This is a genomic window from Streptomyces sp. WM6372, assembly GCF_001279655.1.
In the GTDB taxonomy this organism is placed as follows: domain Bacteria; phylum Actinomycetota; class Actinomycetes; order Streptomycetales; family Streptomycetaceae; genus Streptomyces.
In genome coordinates, this window is record NZ_LGDB01000014.1 from 141,762 (window position 1) to 158,795 (window position 17,034).

Here is a 17,034-nt window from a genome sequence, read left to right on the forward strand (position 1 = left end):
GACCGCATCATCACTCCGGTCCCCGCATGCCGCAACTCGCAGTGATGGTGCGGTCGCCGTCCGGTACGGGATCACCCGACGCTCCGCGCCGTGCCCGCGACGTCGAACTCGCACCACACCGCCTTGCCGTCGCCCCGGGACTCCACGCCCCAGTGCGTGGCCAGCGCGTCCACCAGCAGCAGCCCGCGCCCGGTGGTCGCGGCCTCCCCCGGGGTGCGCCGGCGCGGCCAGACGCTGGAACGGTCCTTCACCCACAGCCGGATCCGCCGGACCGGCTCCGGCAGCACCTCCATGGTCAGCACCGCCCCGCCGTCCGTGTGCAGCAGGGCGTTGACCAGCAGTTCCCCGGCGGCCAGTTCCACGTCGTCGGCGAGCTCCGGCATGCCCCAGTCGCGCAGGGCCTGGCGCAGGGCGTAGCGGGCCTCCGAGAGGCCCTCCGGGTCCGCCTGGTGGATGTACTGGTGGATCCGCGGGGCCCGGTGGGTGCCCGGGTCGGGTGCCCGGCGCAGCACCAGCAGGGCCACGTCGTCCCCGGAGCCCCAGCGCTCCCAGAGCCGGTCCGACAGGTGGTCGGCGAGCGCCCCCGCCTCCTGCGGGCCGCTGCGCACGGCGTGGGCGAGGGCCTCCATGCCCTGGGTGATGGCGGTGCCGGGCTCCTCGACCAGGCCGTCGGTGCACAGCACCAGCGTCTCCCCGGGGACCAGGTCGAGCCGGGTCTCGGGGAAGTCCTCCTGTTCGAACACCGAGGCCAGCCCGAGCGGCAGTCCGCCCCGTACGTTGGGCCAGCCCGTACGCCCGTCCGTGTGCCGGATCAGCGGCCCGAGATGGCCCGCGCGGACCGCCCGTACGCCGCCGGTCTCCAGGTCCACCTGTGCGTACATGCAGGTCGCGAAGCGCTCGGTGTCCAGTTCGGCCAGGAAGCGGGAGGCCCGGGCCAGGACGGTGGACGGCGGATGGCCCTCGCCCGCGTACGCCCGCAGCGCGATCCGCAGCTGGCCCATGATCGCCGCCGCGTGCGTGTCGTGGCCCTGTACGTCGCCGACGACGATGCCGACCCGGTCGCGCGGCAGCGCGATCACGTCGTACCAGTCCCCGCCGACCTCCCGCCCGCTCCACGCGGAGTGGTAGCGCACCGCGATCTCCCCGCCGCTGATCTCGGGGATCCGGCGCGGCAGCATCGAGGCCTGCAGGCCCGTGGCGAACTCCCGCTCCTGGTCGAACAGGAGCGCCCGCTGGAGGGACTGCGCCACGATGCCGGCGAGGCCCAGGCAGAGGTTGCGCTCCTCGGGGCTGAACTCGGTGCGCCGCCGGTAGAACAGCACCAGCCCGCCGATGGCCTTGGCCTGCGCGATCAGCGGCAGGTAGGCGGCGGCGTCGAAGCGGATCCGGCGCAGGTAGTCCGCGAGCAGCGGGAACTCGCCCGCGAGGTCGGTGAGGGAGGTGACGAACCGCGCCTTGCGGGTGAGGACCGCCTGCGACAGCGGCAGCGAGCCGTCCAGCCGGGTGAACCGCCGCTCGCTGAGGATCTCCAGCGACTCCCCGCTCAGCGCGATGATCTTGATGGCGCCGTTCTCGACCAGCCCCAGGGCCAGACCGTCCGCGCCGAGCCGCTCCAGCGCCCCCGCCCCGGTCAGCGTGGCCGTGACGTCGTCGACCGTCACCGCCCGCGACAGGGCCTCCGTCGTCCGCTGCACGATCGTGGCCTGCTGGGCCCGCGCGGACTCCAGCTTCCGCAGCACGGTGGCGTGCGCGAGTTCGGCCGTCGCGTCCCGTACGATCCCGACGATCCGCAGGGCCTGCCCGTCGGCGTCGCGCAGGATCCGGCCCTGCGTGTGCGTCCACTGGTCGACGCCGTCGCGCCGCTGCACGGTGAAGTACGAGCCGTACGTCTCCAGGCCGTCGTCCAGGGCGGCCTGCGTGGACTCCGCCAGCCGGGCGCCGTCGTCGGCCGGGATCCGCAGCCCCAGCGTCTCCGGGGTGTCGTCGAACTCCTCGCGCTCCAGGTCGAAGACCACGAGCCCGGACTCGTCGAGCGTCAGCGTCCCGGCGGCCAGGTCCCACTCGAAGCTGCCCATGCCGTTCAGCGCGAGCCGCTCGCCGGGCCCCGTCACGGGGTCCCGGCTGCCCTGCCCGGATCTGTCGCGCTCCGCCGCTGCCACGAGACACACCACCTAACGGCCGGGCCAGCACGGCTGGGAGATCAACCGCTCCCACTCCTCGTCAGGATGCCCCGGAAGGGTGCGCCCGGCCTCCTGCCAGCGCTTGACGAGGGAGAGGTAGATCGTCGGCTGGTCCGGTGCCGCGTGCCCGGGAGCGGTGTGGGCGGGAGGGGCGTACGGCGAGGCGGCGGGCTTGACCGCCGGCCTCGGCGCGGGCCTCGCGCCGGGCCTGGCCGCGCCGGGCTGCTCCGCCCGGCTCGCGGGAATGCGCACCCAGCCACGGCCGCCCTGCGCTCGCTGCTCCGCACTCATCGCGGTCCCCTCTCGACCTCACCGCAGAGACGTCTTCGGATGCCCGGCACCGGCCCGGTCGGTCCGTACGGTCCCGGTGGAGCCCGCCGGCCTGCCCCGGGAGCCGAGGCGCTTTCGGACTCCTGCAACCAGTCTCCCCGCCGTGAACCCCGCACCGTGCACGAATCGCATGGAAGGGCCGAATGAGGGAGCCGTCAGCAGCCCCGCGAAGAACAGTCCCGGCCACGAGGACTCGAAACCGGCGCTCAGCTCCGGCGTGCCGCCGTCCCCGACGGTGTCCAGGACGGCCCGCAGCCGGGCGTCCAGCAGCTCCAGGCGCCCCAGGTGCGGGGTGAACCCGGTGGCCGCGACGACGTGCGCGACGTCCAGTACGACCGACTCCCCGGCCGCGGTGGTCAGCCCGAGCCGGGTCCGCCCGCCGCCCACCGCCACCGCCCGGTGCAGCCGGTGCCCGAGCAGCACCGGGACGCTCCGCTCGAAGCGGTCCCGCAGCCACCAGGCCCCGGCGGGCCCGAGCGCGGTCGCCGCGATCCGCTCCCGGGTCGGCGCGGGCAGCCGGCGCACCGCCCAGGGCAGCTCCGACCACACCCAGCTGCGCCAGCCGGTGCCGAGGCCGCTGTGCGGATCGCGCAGGGCGCGCAACACCGGGCGCTCCAGCGGCTGGGGCACGGTGTTCCAGTTCAGCCGGGAGCGGCGGGCGACCAGGCAGGGCCGGGCCCCGTTCTCCGCCAGCAGGGCGGCCGTCTCCAGGGCCGCCTGCCCGGCCCCGATCACGGCGACCTCCCGGCCGGCGAACCGGGCCAGGTCGCGGTGGCCGCTGCTGTGCGAGCAGTGCCCGGGGGGCAGCTCCCGCAGCGGCCCGGGGAGGTGGACGAACGGCATCACCCCTACGGCGAGCGCGACCGTCCGGGCGAGCAGCGGCGGCCCCTCGGCGGTGCGGACCAGGAAGCCGTCGCCCTGCGGGGAGACCTCGGTGACCGTCACCTCCTCCACCTCGGGCACGGCGTGCCGGGCGAACCACATGCCGTACGAGCTGAACACGTCGATCGGCAGCGGGCTGCCGTGCTCGGCCGCCATGCCGCGCCCGGCGCAGTACGCGGCGAGGGTGCGCCGGCCGTCGGGCGCGGACAGGTTGGAGGACCAGGGCTCCGATTTCAGGTACATGCCCTCGGGCATGTGGTCCCGCCACGAGGCCATGGGGCGTCCGAGCACCCGTACGCCGAGCCCGGCCGCCGCCGCGTGCGCGGCGATCGACAGCCCGTACGGCCCGGCGCCGACCACGACGAGATCGTCCATCCGCGTCACCGCTGTCCCTCCAGTCTCATGGGCCCCGCGCCCCTGCCCGGGCCTCCAGCGGTGGGCGGGGGCGGAGGCGGGTGGCGGGGCGTCATCGGGTCACCAGCTCGTCCGGTTCGGCGGAGGCGGCCGGGGTGGTCGGCGCGGCCGGGGCGGCCGGCGGGGTCAGATCGCGGGCGCGCTGGCGCGGGGCGCGCACCACGGCGCGGGCCGTGCGCCGGCCGTGGGCCGGAACACCGCGCAGGGCGCGCGCGCCCTTCCCCGCGCCCCGGCCGAGGAAGGCGGCGAGCATCGCGAAGAACGGCATCGGGTCGTCGGCGGCGAACCAGGCCGCCTCCACCCGCTCCCGCTCCGCGCGCGGCGCCACCCGTACGGGCCCGGGCCGCGCGCCGCCGGGCCGCTCGCCGCCCGCCCGCTCGCCCGCGGTGCTGCCCTGCCCGGCCCCGGTGTCCTCGGCCCGCGCCGGAGCGGGGACGGCGTCCCGGCCGCCCGCCGCGGAGCGCCACGGGAGTTGGCGGCCGCGGACCGCCGCCAGCAGGGCGTAGTTCTCCGCGACGAACACCCGGCCCGGACCGCCCGCGGACTCCGGGACCCGTTGACCCGTCAGGTCCAGGTACATCGCCTGGACCACGTCCAGCCCGCCCGCGTCCGTGAACAGCCGGAACTGCGCGCCCGGCCGGGGGTTGAAGTCCACCAGCCGGAAACAGCCCTTCTCGTCCCGGCGGAAGTCCAGGTCCAGGATCCCCTGGTAGCCCAGCCGCCGGGCGAGCCGCAGCCCCGCCTCCTCCACCGCCGGATCCGGCAGCCAGCGCCCCACCGCCGTCAGCCCCGTCCGCACCGGCCAGGACAGCTCCTTGCGGCCCGACCCCGCGAGCAGCGGGTGCCCGCCCCGGCCGAACGCGCCGTGGAAGAACCAGTCGGTGTCCGTCCCGGCCGGCAGGAACCGCTGGAGCAGCAGCCGGCTCCCGGCCTCCTCCGTGCGCTCGTACAGCCGGCGCGCCTCGGCGGCGGTGTGCACGAGCGTGGTGCTGCGCAGTCCGGCGCCCGCGGGCAGCAGCCAGGGCCGGCTCCACTTGGCCACCACCGGCAGGCCGAGCCGCCACGCGGCCTCCGCCGCCTCGGCCCCGCTCGCCGGGATCACCGTCTCCGGGTGCGGGATGTCCCAGCGCGCGCACAGCCGCGACAGCTCCGCCTTGTCCGCCACCCGGGCCGGCAGCCCGTCGGGCTGATGGGGGATCCGGAACCGCCCGTCGAGCATCGGCGCGATCCGCGCGACGGCGATGGCGCTCAGGTCGTCCATCGCCACGAGCACCGCCGGCCTGCCGATCCGCTCCGACACCCCGACGAGGCACTCCAGCAGCGTCTCCGGGGCCTCGGGGTCCAACCCCCCGGCCGGCCCGGGATGTGCGGCGCGCAGGTAGCGCGAACGCCCCATGGGACCTCCCCCGGCCTCGACGACGGCATGGACCTCCACGCCCCTGCGCCCGAGCGATCTGACGGCGCCGAGGGTTCCGTGGTGGAACGGATTCCGATCGAGTCTGAGCACTACTGCGGGCACATGGCCGTCGAACGCGTGCATGGGAACGGTGTCTTTCACCTAGTCGGACCAAGCGGGGAGGATACGCAGCTGCGAATGGCCTACGCGGCGGTCACCGGACAGGCCATTCGTCAGATGTGATGCCTAACGTCTTTGACAAGCACACCGATTCAGGAAAGTTCGGGAGACGCCATGCCCAGACCACACCGCCGACTGGCGAGCACCTGCATCGGTACGGTGACGGCCGGACTGCTCGCCACCGGAGCCGCGCTCGCGGCCCCCGAGAAGGAGCAGCCCAAGGGTTCCGACATCGCCATGGGCGCGTTTCTCGACTCCGGCCAGACCGGAGTCGCCCGGATCCCGCACCTGTCGCGCTGGCTGGGCGGCAAGGAGATCCGCGTCGGGCACACCTATCTGCCCGGAGACCGGTGGGCCCGCATCGAGAACCCCGACTTCCTGGAGGCCTGGGCCCAGTGGCGGCGGGCCAAGGCGGACCGGCTCTTCGTCCTCAACGTGCCCATGCAGGAGCGCAACGAGGACCACGTCCCCGACCGCGAGGTGGCCCGGCTGATCCGGGCGGGCGCGGAGGGACGGTTCGACCACCACTTCGAGAAGCTCGCCCACCGGCTGGTGGAGCTGGGCGTCCCGGACACGGTGATCGTGCTGGGCTGGGAGATGAACGGCGCCACGTACACGCACCGCTGCGCGCCGGACCCGGAGGGCTGGAAGGAGTACTGGAACCGCATCGTCAACACGATGCGCTCCGTCCCCGGACAGGAGTTCAAGTTCGATTTCGCCCCCAACCGCGGGTCGGACGCGATCGGCTGGACCACCTGCTACCCGGGCGACGACGTGGTCGACGTCGTCGGCATGGATTCGTACGACCAGGCTCCCGGCAAGACCTTCGACGAGATGGTCAGCCAGCCGTACGGGCTCCAGCAGCACGTCGACTTCGCGAAAGCGCACGGCAAAGAGATCTCGTACCCGGAGTGGGGGCTGTTCCGGCACGGGGACAACCCGGTGTACGTGCAGCGCATGCTGAAGTGGATCGAGCAGCACAAGCCGCTCTACCACACCATCACCGACTACTGCCCGCACGGCGTGTGGCAGTGCAAGCAGAACCCCCGGTCCGCGAAGGCCTTCCGGGCCGCGCTCGCACCCGAGCGGCCGGGCCCGGTGATCCCGACCCCGGTGATCCCGACGCCGGTGATCCCGACCCCGGTCATCCCGACCCCGGTGGTGCCGACCCCGGTCATCCCGACCCCGTCGATCCCGACGCCCGAGATCCCGACCCCCGAGGTCCCCGTGCCCTCGCCGGTGGTCCCGAGCCCGCAGATCCCGGTGCCGGTCCCCTCCCCCGAGACTCCCAGCACGAGCCCCGGCACGAGCCCCGTACCCGCCCCCGAGCCGGTGCCCGAGCCGGTGCCCGTCCCCTCGCCGGCCGTTCCGTCGCCCGAGGTCCCGGCACCGGCACCGGTCCCGGTCCCGGTGTCCCCGGAGCCGGTCGAGCCGAGCCCGCAGGTCCCGGCTCCCGAGAGCCCCTCCGCCGAGCCGGCTCCCGACCCCGTGCCCTCGCCGATGGCCCCGAGCCCGAGTCAGGACCCGGTCCCGGTCCCCGTTCCGGTCCCGGAGCCGTCGCCGGTGCTGCCCCCGGTCCCGGTCCCGGTCCCGGTCCCGGTCGTGCCGAAGCCCGAGCCGGCCGATCCGCCCACCAACAGCACGGAGTGGTGCGTGCCGGTCAACTTCGGCGAGTGGCTCTCCAAGCTGGTCGGAAAGCAGTCGGTCTGCGTCAAGATCGACTGGGGCAAGGACTCCGGCTTCTGGCCCTGGTAGAGCCGTCATCGGACCCGCAGTTCGTTGAGCCGCGCCCGCCAGTCCCTGGCGGCCGGCAGCGCCTCGCGCAGCGCGTCCACCGCCCGCTCGCGCCCCGTCACCTGCGATTCGTGCAGGCGGAGCAGGGGCGCGAGCGCCGTCCTGGCCAGCAGGAACCGCTGGTTGACGACGGTCTCGGGCCGCCAGTGGTTCTTGTACGGCTCGTTGCCGCGCAGGAAGCTCACCACCGGGCGGCCCTCCGCCAGGGCGCGGCCCGCCTCGTAGCGCAGCAGCAGCGTGGCCACGTCCACCTTCCGGGTCCGCAGGTCCGGGTCGGCCCCGTACAGGTAGCCGCCGCTGAGCGCCCCCGACAGCAGGGTGACGTTGGCGGCCACCACCTTCCCGTCCAGCCGGAACTCGGTCAGCCGGCCCTCGCCGACCCGCACCATCCGCCGGGTGGCCCGGGTCAGGTGCTCGGCGAAGCGGGGCCTGAGGTGCTCCGGGGTCACCCCGCGCCCGCGCCACTGCTTCTCGTGGAGCTGCAGCAGCGTCCGTACGGCGCGCGGCACCTCCTGCTCGGTGACCTCGTGCTCCTCGATCCCGGCCGCGTCGGTCTTGCGCAGCTTGGCCCGGACCCGCTGGGCACCGGAGGCCGGCATCCGCTTCACGAGCTCGTCGAAGGGCAGCGCGGGCAGCTCCATGCAGGTGGAGTCGGTGAGCTTGCTCCGGATCCCCGGCCACTGGCCGTACAGCGCCTCGGCGGCGGCCCCGGGCCGTACCTCGCGCAGGTCGACGACCGCGCCGCGGGCGGCCCGGTGCAGGCCGTGGGCCAGCGCCGGGACGACCTGGTCGGCGTACTCGGCGGCCACCAGGACGTCGAAGTAGTCGGTGATGCCGCCGCCGAGCGGCACCAGGAGCGGCAGCGGCCGGTGGACGAGCATCAGCGCGCACGCGCCGACGAGTTCCCCGCCCCGCCGTACGAGCACGATCCGCAGCCGCCCGTCCCGGCCGTAGGAGAGCCACCAGGAGTGCAGCCAGGCGTGGCTCTGGAACGGGGTGGCGGTGGGACAGGCCCGGAAGAGCCGGTTCCACGGCTCTTCCAGCGCGGCGAACTGCCGGGGGTCGCGGCACAGCGTCACCGACAGGGCCCCGGTGGAGCCCGTGGTCATCGCACGGACTCCTTCTCCTTGGTCTCGGTGTGGTCGCCCTGGGCGGGCAGGGAGGCGTACTCCTCGACGACGGGCCCGGCGAGGAGCTGCTCCTCGGGCCGCCGGGTGCGGCCGGCGGGCCGGGCGAGCAGCCACAGTCCGCCGAGCAGCCCGCCGGCGCACAGCCCGACGGCCCCGCTGATGGCGGCGGACGGCGAGGCGGGCTCGCTCGGCGCGACGGCCTGGTTGAACAGCAGCAGCTGGACGCCGGTGTTCTTGGCGGCCTGATTGCTGCTCAGCGAGAGCGCGTCGGCTACGGCGTTGGCGATGTCGGCGGCCTCGGCCGCGCTCTTCGACGTCCCCGTGATGGCGATCATCGGCGACTCGGGGGAGGTCTCGGCGCGCACCTGCGTACGGAGCCGTCCGGCGCTGATGCCCGCGCGCGGCTGGGCGTACGCGAGGGTGGAACTGCTGGTGGCGATGCGGGCGTACGCCTGGGCGAAGCCGAGGGCGGTGGCCGGCTCGGTCGTCTCGTTCGGGACCGCGACGACGTAGCTGGTGGCGGCGTACTCGGGGGCCTTCAGCACCCCGTACGCCCCGCCCGCGGCCAGCCCCAGCACGGCGGCGGCGGGCAACGGCCACCAGGCGGGCGGCGGCAGCAGCCGCACCTTGCGACGGCGGCGGTCGGTCTTCCTCTGATCGGCCTTCCTCTGGTCGCCCTTCCTCTCGGCCTTCTTCTCGGCCTTCTCGGCCTTCTTCTGATCGGCGGTGTCAGCCATGTACGTGCCTTCCTGGAGGGGTGGGAGTGGTTTCGGTCCCCCGCTCGGGGGACCCCGTCGGTGGTGCGTCGATCGAGGCGCCCCCCGGCGTCGGGGCGGGACGGGACCCCGGCAGGGCCAGGGCGTAGACCGCGAGGAGGCGCTCCGCGCTGCGGGCGATGTCGTAGCGGCGGGCCACCGGGGGCTGGGGCAGACGCCGCGCTCCCGCCTCCATGTGCCCGCGCAGGGCGGCGACCAGTTCCTCCGTCCCGGTCCCGATCCGCCGCGCCCCGGGCGCCTCCGCGGCCGGGAGGTCGTCGATCGCCGGACAGGTGACGTGCAGCACCGGCAGCCCCGCGGCCAGCGCCTCCACCACCGCCAGCCCGAACGCCTCCTCCCGCGACGGCGACACGAACACGTCCATGGCGGCCAGCAGTGCCGGGATCCCGGGCGTCCGCCCGTCCGCGCTGTCACCGAGCGGGTCCCGCTCCCCCAGCAGGTGGACCCGGCTCTGCGCGCCCAGCTCCGCGGCGAGCCGCCGCAGCGACGCCCGCTCCGGACCCTCCCCGGCCAGCAGCAGGTGCGCTCCCGGCAGCGCCGCCACCGCCCGCACCAGCGAGTCGAACCGCTTGCCCGGCACCAGCCGCCCGACCCCGCCGACCACGAACGCCCGCTCCGGCAGCCCGGTCCGGGCCCGGGTGGCCCGGCGCACCCCCTCGTCGAAGCGGAAGCGGCCGGCCTCGATGCCGTTCGGTACGACGTGCACGCGCGCGGCCGGCACCCCCCAGCCCTCCAGTCGCGCCGCCACGGTCTCCGACACGGCCACGGTCGCCGCGCCCAGCCGTTCGCTGGCCAGGTACAGCGCCCGCACGCCGCCCGTCAGCGGCCGGCCCTCGATCTCTCCCTCGCCGAGCGAGTGCTCGGTGGCCACGGTCGTCCCGACCCCGGCGAGCCGGGCCGCGAGCCGCCCGTACACGCAGGCCCGGTACAGGTGCGTGTGCACGAGGTCGTACTGCTCGCGCCGGATGAACCGCACCAGCCTCGGCAGCGCCCCCAGGTCCCGGTTTCCCCGCATCCCCAGGTGCACCACCCGCACCCCGTCGGCCCGCAGGCCCTCGGCCACCGGCCCGGGGTTGGTCAGCGTGAGCACGTCGCAGCGCATCGGCATGTGCCGCAGCAGCAGCCGGAGCTGCTGCTCGGCGCCGCCGACCCCGAGCCCGGTGATGATGTGCAGCGCCCGCAGCGACTTCACGGGCGCACCGCCCGCCGCAGCTCCCGCACCCGGTACCGCAGCTGCTTGATCCGCAGCCGCCCGGGCCCGTCCGCCTGGCTGACGTGGGTGCGCGGCAGGGCGTGCGGGCCGGCCAGCGGGCCGGGGTCGATGGCGCACGCGTACCCGTACCCGGCGGCCCGCGTCGCCGCGACGACCCGCGCGTCGAGGTGTCCGTACGGGTAGCAGAACCCCTCGGGCAGGGTCCCGGTCAGCTCCCGGATCAGCTCCCGGCTGCCCCGCAGCTCCTGCTGGAGGATGTCGTCGGCGGCCGCGGTCAGGTCCTGGTGGAGCAGGCCGTGCGAGCCGATCTCCTGCCCGGCGGCGGCGACTTCGCGGATGCCCTCGGCCGTCAGCAGGGACTTGCGCGGGCCCAGCGGGTCCCACACGTTGTCCACCCCGAGCCGTCCCGGCAGCACGAACAGCGTGGACGTGCAGTCGTGGCGGCGCAGCAGCGGCAGCGCCCGGGTCAGGTAGTCGGTGTAGCCGTCGTCGAAGGTCAGCCCGACGAGCCCGGCGCCGCGTCCGGACGCGCAGGCCCGGAGCAGTTCGCCGACGGAGACCCCGCGCAGGCCCCGCGAGCGCAGCCACTGCAGCTGCGCCTCCAGCGTGCCCGGGGTGACGGTGATGCCGTACGGGTCCTCGGAGGGGTCGGTGAACTCGGCGACCGAGTGGTACATGAGGACCCACGGCGAGGCGGTCCGGCGGGCGGGGACCGTGGCGGCGGCCGGCGCCGTGCGGGTGTCAGCGGGCATTGCGGAACCTCTGGGTCATCTGGGTGATCTGGGCGGGGAGGGCGGTGATCTCTAGCGCCCGTATGGCCATGCCGCAGGCGCCGAACATGGCGGGGACGAGCAGGCAGCCGAGCGCGGCGCTGAGCAGCGGGTCGGGGATCATCGGCCCGGCGATCCAGCCGGTGCCGCAGGCGCCGACGGCGGCGACGGAGAGCCGGCCGATGCTGAGCGCGACCCGGCGGACCTGGATGGCGACGATCCGCGAGCCGAGCCCGGTGAGCAGCAGGGCGGCGGTGGTGGAGATGCCGGCGGCGTTGGCCGCGGCGATGCCGTACGTGCCCCACCAGCGGACGGCGAAGGCTCCGGCCACGATGTTGACGAGGAGTCCGGCGCCCATCGCGAGCGCCGGGAACCAGGTGGGCCGGGCGGTCGAGAAGAAGGGCCGGGACAGCGCCCCGACGAGGCAGTGGCCGAGGAGTCCGAGGGCGTAGACCCGCATGACGGAGGCGGTGGCCAGGGTGTCGCGGTGGGTGAACGCGCCGCGTTCGAAGAGCACCTGGATGATCTGGGGCGCGTACCCGATGACGAGGGCGCTGCCCACGAGGACGGCGAGGGAGGCCAGCGCGAGGTCCTGTTCGACGCGCCGCCGGGCCTTCTCGCGCTCTCCGCCGGCCATGGCCTGGGCGACGACGGGGAAGGTGACGGTGCAGATCATCAGCGACAGCACCATCGGCATCTGCGCGACCTTCTGCGCGTAGTTCAGGTGCGAGATGGCCCCGGGCGGCAGCGAGGCGGCCAGGAACCGCTCGACCAGTACCTGCGACTGCCGGAACACCGCGAAGAAGATCACCGGGGCGATCAGGCCGAACGCGATGAGGGTGGGCCGGTCCCGGTCGCGCTGGCTGCGCGGCGCGCCCTTGGCGCGGGGCGGCCCGAAGCCCACGTTGCGGAGGAACGCGGGCAGTTGGACGAGCGCCATCAGCAGCCCGCCCGCGGCGACCCCCGCGGCGGCGGCCCGCACCCCCCACACCGCGTGCAGGGCGATCATCGTCCCGATGATCCCGACGTTGTACGAGACGTAGATCGCGGCCGGCGGCACGAACGAGCGGTGCGCCCGCAGCGCGGCGCTGAAGTACCCCGCGACCCCGAAGGACAGCACGGTCAGCGCCGTCATCCGGGTGCACTCCACGGCCAGCGCCGGGTCGGGCAGTCCGGGCGCGAGCACGGCGACGACGAGCGGCGCGGCGACGACGAGCAGGGTGGCGACGACGGCCAGGAACACGGTGAGCCGCGGCAGGGTCGCGCCCACGAGGAGCCGTACGGGGTCCTGCGCGCGGGCCTCCTTGCGGGTGAGCCCGGCGCGGGAGGCCGCCCGCCGGGCCAGGGCCTGGCTGAACGCCGGCACCATCAGCAGCGCCATGGCGTCCTCGATGAGCAGCGTCGAGGCCATCTCGGGCACGGTCCAGGCGATCAGGAAGGCGTCGCTGTCGTGCCCGGCCCCGAAGAGGTGCGCGATGGTCTGGTCCCGGAACAGCCCGAACACCGCCCCGGCGGCGGTCAGTCCGGCGGTGACGGCGGCGGCCTTGGCCAGGAACCGCCCCAGCGGGGCCGGCGCCGCGTTCGCGCCCGCGGTCCCGGCGGGCGGGTCGTCCCGTACGGGCCCCGGGCCTTGGGGCGGTTCGCGGCGCGCGGCCCCGGCCCGGGCCCGGGCCGCCACCCGGACATTGCGCCCGTCCCCGGGCGCGCCCGGGGAGGGGCGGACCCCGGCGGAGCCGTGCGGGGCTGCGGGGGACGCCGGGACCGGCGTGCCCGGGACGCGGGCGGGGCCCGCCGCGGCCGGGGGGCCGGAAGCGGGCCGCCAGGGCGTCGTATCGGTCACCGGCCGTCCGCACCCGGAACGGCGCGCGGTGCGGCCAGGAGGCCGGTGCGCCCGCCCGCCGCAGCGGCCGAGTCCCGTCCGGAGGGCGAGGGCAGTGCCCACCAGGCCGCCAGGCCGATGATCACCCCGGTCAGGACGGTCGACGGCCCGCCGATGTCCGCGTACAGGAAGTCGGTCAGCTGCCAGACGAACAGCCCGATCGCGATCAGCCCGCAGTCCCGCAGCGCGGAACCGCCGCTGACGCACCGCCGCAGACCCGCGACGAGCAGCGCCGCCCAGCCGCCCGCCAGTGCGGTCAGCCCGATCAGCCCCTGCTCGCTCAGCACCAGCAGGTACATGTTGTGCGGGGAGAGCAGCGGCTGGCGGATGTACGCCTGCCCCGCGCCGGCGGTGTCGCTGCCGGAGGACAGCCCCAGCGAGGAGTGCCCGTCCCGGTTGGCCGGGAAGCCCTTGAGGCCCACCCCGACCGCCGGCCGCTCGCGCCACATCGACTCGGCGGCGGCCCACATCGTGTAGCGGTCGGTCACCGACTGGTCGGGGGCGCTGGAGACCTGCGTGATCGAGGTCAGCCGCTCGGCGACCATCTCGGAGCCGACCCCGAGCCCGCCCACCAGGACCACCCCGGCCGCGGCCAGGGCGAGCAGCACCTTCAGCGCCCGCCGGATCCCGGCGAGCAGCATCACCAGCACCGCCGCGCCGACCGTGGCGATCCACACGCCCCGGCTGAACGACAGCACCAGCGGCAGCACCAGCAGCAGCGCCACGCCCCCGCCGATCCGCCGGACCCGCCGCGGCAGCCCGGGCGCCAGCCCGACCGCGGTCGCCACGATCAGCCCGTACGCCACTACGGTGGCCATGCCCATCACGTCACCGGGGCCGAAGGTGCCCACGGCCCGGACGTCCTGGCCCTGGTACGAGGCCCCGGTGTGGGTGGCGAACTGCACGACCCCCACCGCGCCCTGCACCAGCGCCAGCACCACGAAGCACCCGGCGGCCAGCCGGAACTCCCCGGCGTCGCGCACCAGCAGCACGATCGCCGCCGGGACCAGCACGAACACCTGGAGGTAGCGCACGAACCCGGGCAGCGCCGCGTACGGGTCCCCGGCGGTCGCGGTCGCCACCGCCAGCCCCACGGCGGGCACGCCGAGCACCAGCACACCCAGCGGGCTCAGCTCCCGCACCCGGCCGCGCAGCGCCTGCACCGCGCAGACCAGCACCAGCAGCAGCGAGGCGGCGTCGGCCGGGCCGACCTTGCCGGAGGTGCTCGCGTCGCCCGCCGCGATCGGGGCGAGCAGCAGCAGGACGGTCGCGGCGAGCGGCAGCAGCGGCCAGTGCCGCCGCAGCAGGCCCGCCGCGTCGGGCCGGACGCCGGCCGGCGACAGGGCGAGGCTCATCAGCTGCCCCCCAGCCGGAAGCGGAAGAAGGAGGCCGCGGTGCGGGCGAGGATCCACAGGTCCTGCCACAGCGACCAGGTGTCGATGTAGTGGTTGTCGAAGCGGGCCCGGTCCTCGATCGAGGTGTCCCCGCGCAGGCCGTTGATCTGGGCGAGCCCGGTGATGCCGACGGGCATCCGGTGCCGGGCCTCGTAGCCGGGGTGCACGCTGCTGAACTTCGCCACGAAGAAGGGCCGTTCCGGCCGCGGTCCGACCAGGCTCATGTCACCCCGTACGACGTTCCACAGCTGCGGCAGCTCGTCCAGCGAGGACTTGCGCAGGAAGGAGCCGACGGGGCTCATCCGGTGGTCGCCCGCGACCGTCCACCGGGTGGCGGACTCGTGCTCGTCGGCGCGCAGGGTGCGGAACTTCAGCAGCGTGAAGGGGCGCCCGTACAGGCCGACGCGCTCCTGCCGGAAGATCACCCCGGGCCCGTCGGCGATCCGTACGGCCAGCGCGCACACGCCCATGACGGGCGCGGCGGCGATCAGCGCGAGCGCGGCCAGCAGCCCGTCGATGGCCCGCTTCACCCAGCGCTCCACCGGGCGGGACGGGCGCGGCAGCAGCGGCTGTACCGCGTACCCCCACAGCTGGTCGGCGGGCTGGGCCACCCGCATGCCGGTGACCTTGGCGGTGCCGGCCGGGTCGGCGAGCCAGAGCCGGCAGCCGTGGTCGTGGAAGAGGCGGACCAGGGCGGCGGTGCGCTCGTCGGCCTCCGGCGGGCGGGTGAACACCGCGTGCCGGACCGAGTTCTGGATGACCGCGCGCCGGATGTCCTCGTGCGTGGCGAGCACCGGTACGGCGCCGCCGCCCTCCTCGGGGGCGGCGGTGGCGGCGAGCCCGACGGGCCGCAGCCCGTACTCCGGGCGCCCGTGCAGGGCCGCGGCGACCGCGCTCGCCCCGGCGCCGGGGCCGACGACGAGGGCCGAGGCGGGCCGGCGGCGGGCCGCGCGGCGGCGGATCCGGTGGGCGAACCCGCGCCCGGCGCAGGTCAGTACGGTCTGCAGACAGACGGCGCCCAGCAGGGCCGGCCAGCCCAGGGCCCGGCCCGGCGCCACGGCGGCCACGACGGCGGCGAAGGCGCACCACAGGGCGGCGGCCCGCCCGGCCAGCGCGGGCAGCTCCAGCAGCGCGCAGGGCGCGAGCCGCGGCCGGTACAGCCCGGCCTGCGCGTGCAGCGCGGCCGCCAGCACGGCCATCGGGACGGCCGCCCCGGCCGGCACCGCCGTCCCGGGCGCGGACAAGGCCGTCGTGGTGAGCACGGCGGCCAGCGCGTCGGCGGTCAGCAGCGGGAGGACCCCGTCGCGGCGACGGACCCGCTGCGGCCGCGCCAGTGGCCTGGCCGGGTCGGCCCGGGGCCGGCGCGGGGGGTGGATGGCGGTCACGGACCGTCGGACGGCTGCGGTGCCGGCGGTGCCGCCGGCGGGCCCCGTGCCGCCCTGCCCGGTGTGCCGGGCGGGTGCGCTGTCCATCGTCATCGGCTGATGCGCTCCTGGTTCAAGGGCCGGGGCCTGCCCAGCAGTTCGTGGTACAGACCGGTGACCGCGTCCGCGGTCCGCCGCACGTCGAAGTCGGTCCGGGCGTGCTGTTGGGCCTGCTCCCCGAGTTCGGCGAGCAGCCGCGGTTCGGCGAGCAGCCGTCCCATGGCCTTGGCCAGGGCCGTCGGGTCCTCCGGCGGTACCAGGCAGAGCCGTCCCTGACCGGGCGGCAGGCTCTCCCGGGCACCGCTGACGTCGGAGACCAGGACCGGTCGGCCGCAGGCCATGGCTTCGAGCGGGGCGAGCGCCATGCCCTCCCACCGCGACGGCAGTACAACGAGATCGGCGGCCCGAAGCCACGGTCGGATGTCGGGGGCGGCCCCCGCGAAGAGCACTCCGGGCGGGGCGCTGCGCCGCAGCCGCTCGGTGTCGGGGCCGTCGCCGACGAGCGCGAGACGGGCTTCGGGGACGTTGCCGAGCACCTCCCGCCAGGCCCGGAGCAGGATGTCCTGGCCCTTCTGCTGGCAGAGCCGGCCCACGCAGACGGCGAGCGGCCCGTCGCCCAGGAAGGCGGCGGGCAACGGGAGTTCGGTACGCGCCCGGGTCCGGTCGGCGTCCCGGTCGGGGCCGCCGGGCCGGAAGTGGTCCAGGTCCACGCCGTTGCGGATCACCGACCAGTGGGCGGTGATCCCCTCGGCCTCCCCGGCCCGGCGTTCGGCCTCGCTGACGCAGAGCACCCGATCGGCCCAGCGCGCCCCGAACCGCTCCCAGCGCAGGGCGAGCGCGGCGGTGGCCCCGCCGACGGCGTCGAAGGACCAGGCGTGCGGCTGGAAGACGGTCGGCACGGCCCCGCGCACGGCGAGCCGCCCGGCGAGGCCCGCCTTGGCGCTGTGGGCGTGCAGGACGTCGGGCCTGACCAGCCCGACGATCCGCCGGGCGCCGAGCACTTCGGCGGGCAGGTCGGGCCCGGGGGCCCGGCCGGCGCGCCAGGTGAGCACCTCGGCCCCGGCCGCGCGGGCGGCGTAGGCCAGCCGTCCGCCGAGCGGGCAGCCGACGGCGGTCCGCAGGCCGGCGGCCGTCTGGGCGCGGACGAGGTCGACGACGACGCGGGCGACACCGCCGTCGACGGGCTGGACGAGGTGCAGGACGGACAGGGGGCGGGGAATCGGAGCCTGCGCGGGAGAGGACTGCGCAGGGGAAGGCTGTGTCGGCACGCGG

Annotated in this window: 13 protein-coding genes; 1 reads left to right on the forward strand and 12 read right to left on the reverse strand. The window is 75.7% G+C overall.

The window, feature by feature from the left end; all coding sequences use genetic code 11:
- Positions 1–71: 71 nt before the first annotated feature.
- The 4 genes from ADK52_RS03205 to ADK52_RS03220 form a co-directional block, all read right to left on the reverse strand.
- The gene (locus ADK52_RS03205) at positions 72–2,159 is read right to left on the reverse strand and encodes a SpoIIE family protein phosphatase (protein ID WP_053688226.1); all 2,088 of its coding nucleotides are present in this window, start codon (positions 2,157–2,159) and stop codon (positions 72–74) included.
- 12 nt (positions 2,160–2,171) lie between these two features.
- A complete protein-coding gene (locus tag ADK52_RS03210; RefSeq protein WP_053688227.1) occupies positions 2,172–2,471 on the reverse strand; it encodes a hypothetical protein in 300 nt (99 codons plus the stop codon).
- A gap of 18 nt (positions 2,472–2,489) precedes the next feature.
- Complete coding sequence (locus ADK52_RS03215) at positions 2,490–3,767, reverse strand: NAD(P)-binding domain-containing protein (protein WP_053688228.1); 1,278 nt, start codon at positions 3,765–3,767, stop codon at positions 2,490–2,492.
- A gap of 91 nt (positions 3,768–3,858) precedes the next feature.
- Positions 3,859–5,202: an ATP-grasp domain-containing protein gene (locus tag ADK52_RS03220; RefSeq protein WP_420714790.1), complete on the reverse strand. Its 1,344-nt coding sequence runs from the start codon at positions 5,200–5,202 to the stop codon at positions 3,859–3,861.
- A gap of 294 nt (positions 5,203–5,496) precedes the next feature.
- Between ADK52_RS03220 and ADK52_RS44730 the strand changes: the two genes are divergently transcribed.
- A complete protein-coding gene (locus tag ADK52_RS44730; RefSeq protein ID WP_053688230.1) occupies positions 5,497–7,137 on the forward strand; it encodes a glycosyl hydrolase in 1,641 nt (546 codons plus the stop codon).
- Between the two features lie 5 nt (positions 7,138–7,142).
- Here ADK52_RS44730 and ADK52_RS03230 read toward each other — a convergent pair whose 3' ends face one another.
- Genes ADK52_RS03230 through ADK52_RS03265 form a run of 8 tightly spaced genes read right to left on the reverse strand, consistent with a single transcriptional unit; the run spans position 7,143 to position 17,030 of the window.
- Positions 7,143–8,285 carry a GNAT family N-acetyltransferase gene (locus ADK52_RS03230; protein WP_053688231.1) on the reverse strand — a complete coding sequence of 381 codons (1,143 nt, stop codon included), beginning with the start codon at positions 8,283–8,285 and terminating at the stop codon, positions 7,143–7,145.
- A complete protein-coding gene (locus tag ADK52_RS03235) occupies positions 8,282–9,043 on the reverse strand; it encodes a lipopolysaccharide biosynthesis protein (protein ID WP_078987881.1) in 762 nt (253 codons plus the stop codon). The genes ADK52_RS03230 and ADK52_RS03235 overlap by 4 nt, the downstream gene beginning before the upstream one ends.
- Complete coding sequence (locus ADK52_RS03240; RefSeq protein WP_078987896.1) at positions 9,036–10,265, reverse strand: glycosyltransferase; 1,230 nt, start codon at positions 10,263–10,265, stop codon at positions 9,036–9,038. The genes ADK52_RS03235 and ADK52_RS03240 overlap by 8 nt, the downstream gene beginning before the upstream one ends.
- A gap of 5 nt (positions 10,266–10,270) precedes the next feature.
- Positions 10,271–11,047, reverse strand: a complete 777-nt coding sequence (locus ADK52_RS03245) for a polysaccharide deacetylase family protein (protein WP_053688232.1) — start codon at positions 11,045–11,047, stop codon at positions 10,271–10,273.
- On the reverse strand, positions 11,037–12,905 hold the full coding sequence (locus ADK52_RS03250; RefSeq protein ID WP_234343282.1) for a murein biosynthesis integral membrane protein MurJ: 1,869 nt from the start codon (positions 12,903–12,905) through the stop codon (positions 11,037–11,039). The genes ADK52_RS03245 and ADK52_RS03250 overlap by 11 nt, the downstream gene beginning before the upstream one ends.
- Entirely contained in the window at positions 12,902–14,299 is a 1,398-nt protein-coding gene (locus tag ADK52_RS03255; protein WP_107089955.1) for an O-antigen ligase family protein, read from the reverse strand. The genes ADK52_RS03250 and ADK52_RS03255 overlap by 4 nt, the downstream gene beginning before the upstream one ends.
- A complete protein-coding gene (locus ADK52_RS03260; RefSeq protein ID WP_053688233.1) occupies positions 14,299–15,816 on the reverse strand; it encodes an exopolysaccharide biosynthesis polyprenyl glycosylphosphotransferase in 1,518 nt (505 codons plus the stop codon). The genes ADK52_RS03255 and ADK52_RS03260 overlap by 1 nt, the downstream gene beginning before the upstream one ends.
- Entirely contained in the window at positions 15,813–17,030 is a 1,218-nt protein-coding gene (locus ADK52_RS03265; protein WP_078987883.1) for a glycosyltransferase, read from the reverse strand. Before ADK52_RS03265 ends, ADK52_RS03260 begins: the two co-directional genes overlap by 4 nt.
- Between the last annotated feature and the right edge of the window lie 4 nt (positions 17,031–17,034).